The organism is uncultured Agrococcus sp., assembly GCF_945915485.1.
GTDB lineage: Bacteria > Actinomycetota > Actinomycetes > Actinomycetales > Microbacteriaceae > Agrococcus.
In genome coordinates this window covers 1-3,278 of sequence record NZ_CAMEFJ010000153.1, presented here as the reverse complement: position 1 = coordinate 3,278, position 3,278 = coordinate 1, and the positions used below count along the sequence as shown (strand labels likewise).

At 63.1% G+C, this 3,278-nt stretch carries 3 protein-coding genes and 1 pseudogene; 1 reads left to right on the top strand and 3 read right to left on the bottom strand.

Annotated elements, in window-relative coordinates; all coding sequences use genetic code 11:
• Positions 1 to 55: 55 nt before the first annotated feature.
• From Q0O95_RS13720 to groES, 3 genes are all read right to left on the bottom strand, one after another.
• Positions 56 to 1,306, bottom strand: a complete 1,251-nt coding sequence (locus Q0O95_RS13720) for an ABC transporter substrate-binding protein (protein WP_293699826.1) — start codon at positions 1,304 to 1,306, stop codon at positions 56 to 58.
• A 223-nt stretch (positions 1,307 to 1,529) separates the two neighbouring features.
• The gene (rarD, locus tag Q0O95_RS13715; RefSeq protein ID WP_293699823.1) at positions 1,530 to 2,471 is read right to left on the bottom strand and encodes an EamA family transporter RarD; all 942 of its coding nucleotides are present in this window, start codon (positions 2,469 to 2,471) and stop codon (positions 1,530 to 1,532) included.
• An 85-nt stretch (positions 2,472 to 2,556) separates the two neighbouring features.
• Complete coding sequence (gene groES, locus Q0O95_RS13710; RefSeq protein ID WP_293699820.1) at positions 2,557 to 2,853, bottom strand: co-chaperone GroES; 297 nt, start codon at positions 2,851 to 2,853, stop codon at positions 2,557 to 2,559.
• A gap of 145 nt (positions 2,854 to 2,998) precedes the next feature.
• On the opposite strand from groES, the pseudogene Q0O95_RS13705 reads away from it, so the two are divergent.
• Positions 2,999 to 3,278: pseudogene (locus Q0O95_RS13705) on the top strand (SAM-dependent methyltransferase); the annotation flags it as partial.

Here is a 3,278-nt window from a genome sequence, read left to right as displayed (position 1 = left end):
TGGGGCCCGCATTGCGGGCCCCACAGCTGAGAGAGTAGACGTTTGCCGCTAGGGCTTACATCGAGCCTTCTTCTTCGCGAACGAACTCGTTGCGGTTGTCAGCGCCGTATCCGTAGATACCGATGACAGCCGTCGTCGGGTCGCCGTTCTCGTCGAACTCGATCGGTCCGGAGACACCGTCGTAGTCGATGTCCTCGCCCGCTTCGAGCAGTTCGAGGCACTCGGCCACTTCGGTGCACTTCGTGCCATCGCGCGAAACGTCCTGCAGGTTCTCCTTGATCGTGTCGGAGTCGGGTGATCCACCCTGTACTGCCGCGAGTGCTGCCAGAACAACCGCGTCGTAGGACTCAGCGGCGTAGTTGTAGTCCTCGAGCTCGGGGTCGACCTCCAGCAGACGCTCACGGAAGTCGCCGTCCGCCTGCGCACCGGGCTGCGTACCCTGAGCACCCTCGAGCGTTCCCTCGGGGAAGTCGAAGCTGTTCGAGAGGTTACCGTCGACGAAGTAGAACATGTCACCCGTTGCACCGGCATCGATCAGCGCCGGAATGATGAGGCTCGCCTCTTCGAAGGTGATGAGTGCGATCGCGTCGGGGTCCGCCGCCATCACGTTGTTCACCTGCGTTGTGAAGTTCGTCTCGTTCGGGTTGTAGAGTTCCTCGGCTACGACACTGCCGCCAGCTGCCTCGATGGCGATCGTCGCGTTCTCGGCAAGACCCGTTCCGTACGGGTCGTTGAGCACGATCATGCCGATGTTGGCAGCACCGTCGCCCGTCATGAGGTTACCGAGCACTCGACCCTGCAGCACATCCGAGGGTGCGGTGCGCCAGTAGACGTCATTATCCTCGTAGTCGGTGAAGTCAGGAGCCGTGTTCGCCGGCGAAATCATCACGATGTTCGCATCGATCATCTTGTCGATGAACGTGAACGAAACACCCGACGAAGCCGAACCGATGACGACATCGGCACCGTCGGCGATCACCGTGTCGGCGGCCTGCGATGCGATGTCGGTCGTGGTGTCACCGGAGTCGTGGTGCGAGACGTTGATCGGCCACGGGTAGCCGGCCTCCTCAAGCTCCTTCTGCGCCAGGTCGATACCTGCGAACTCGGGCGGGCCGAGGAATGCGAGCTGCCCGGTCTGGGGCAAGATCGAAGCAACGTTCAGCTCGCCACCGGCGTCATCGCCGTTGCCGTTGTCACCGTCGCCGCCTCCGCCGTCCGAGGCACAGCCAGCGAGGGCAAGCGCTGCGATGAGTCCGGCTGCGCCCAACGTGGCGCCTCGCCGAGCTCTCCGCGAGCTTGAGGTCATGGAAAACATAGACACTCCTCCAAGAGTCTTGCGGGCGGGTTCGCCCGCTGCTTGCTGCATAACTTTACGCAAGAGAAGTGCGCTAAGGGGCGCTGAACGATAACAGTATGATTGCAAGTTGGCTCCCAGCGCGATGAATGGGCGCCTGAAGGTCGAAAGAACGCACTCGATCGCGAAAAGCTGAGGCAATGGACACCACTGGGCCAGCCGAGCGGATGCCCTCCTATGGGGTCGGTTCGACTCGCGCGATCTTCGCCGCCTTCCGCGAGCGCCGGCCGTGAATAACCGTGTCGGCCGTCATGACGATCAACGCGAGCCACACGATCGCGAACCCGAGGAGGCGCTCGAGCGGCATCGGCTCCCCGAGCAGGAAGACACCGAAGACGAAGCTCATGCTGGGGGCCAGATACTGCAGGAACCCGAGCACGATCAGCGTCAGGCGCCGAGCCGCCGCTGCGAAGAGCAGCAGCGGGAGCGCTGTCATGAACCCGAAGCCGAGAACGAGCCAGGGAACGTAAGCGGGCATCCCGATCACTGTGAGACCGCTCGTGGCACCGACGACCACGAGCATCCCGATCGCGAACGGCAGCGTCGCCGCGGTTTCAACCGTGAACCCCGCGAGCGCATCGACGCGCGAACCGACCTGCTTCTTCAGCAGCCCGTAGGTACCGAACGCCGAGGCGAGAATCAGCGCGATGAGCGGCACTGTGCCGTAACCGACGATCATGACGACGACTGCGATGACCATGAGCCCCGCCGCGACCCACTGCAACGGACGCATCCGCTCACGCAGCACGATGACTGCGAGGATGATCGAGATCAGAGGGTTCAGGAAGTAGCCGAGGCTCGTGTCGAGCACGCGCTCCGTCAACACTGCGTAGGCGAACGTCGTCCAGTTCACCAGGATCGCAACGCCGGCCATGCTCAGCCATAACAGCGCTCGTTTGTCCCGGAACAGCTTGCCTACCCGGCGCCAGCCGCCGAGGATCCAGAGGAACAGAGCAGCGAACAACAGTGATGCGAGCACACGCCAGCCGACGAGCTCGAACGCGTTGATGCCGACCATGAGTACGACGTAGAGGGGCATCAAGCCCCACAGTGCGTACGCCCCCAGTGCGTAGGCGAGCCCCTTGCGACTGTCTGCCTCAGCCTCCGTTGTTGACAACGGTCCTCCTACTACGAGCGCCTAGGCACTACGAAAGCGTCGGCGGCACCGAAGTGCCGCCGACGCTATATGCGTTTGTTCGAGCCTAGCGGACGACAACCGCCAGAACGTCGCGAGCCGAGAGCACGAGGTACTCATCAGCGCCGAACTTCACCTCGGTGCCCCCGTACTTGGAGTACAGGACGCGGTCGCCCTCGGCGACGTCGACGGGAACACGATTGCCGTTGTCGTCAACGCGACCCGGGCCCACTGCCACGACTTCGCCCTCCTGGGGCTTCTCCTTGGCAGTGTCAGGAATGACGAGACCGCTTGCGGTAGTCGTCTCAGCCTCAACCTGGCGGATGACGATGCGGTCCTCGAGCGGCTTGATGGAAACCGACACGGTTACCTCTTTCTGTTGAAGATCCAGTTGGCAGTCGACACCTTCGAGTGCCAACTCCAACTGTAGTCACGCGCTGGCACTCGGTCAACATGAGTGCCAGTGTCGGCTCCAAAAATTTCGCCTTGAGCGTGCTTTGATGGGTGGCGTGGCCGAACCCGATGCTCCGTTCGATCAAGAAACGCTCGCGCTGATCGATACTGCGAGCGACGCATTCGCGAACGGAACCGACCTCGCTGCGCTGAACCAGCGCCTTCGCGCCGCCGGGCACTCCCCCGAGCGCGTCACGCTCGCCCTGCAGCAGACCGAGTTGCGGCAGCGTGCGAGCAGCAAGTTCGGCCGTGCCGCTCATTCGCTCGCCTTTACCCGTGCGGGGCTCGAGCAGGCGACCCGCGACTGGATAGCCGAGCATCACGCCGCCCGCATGG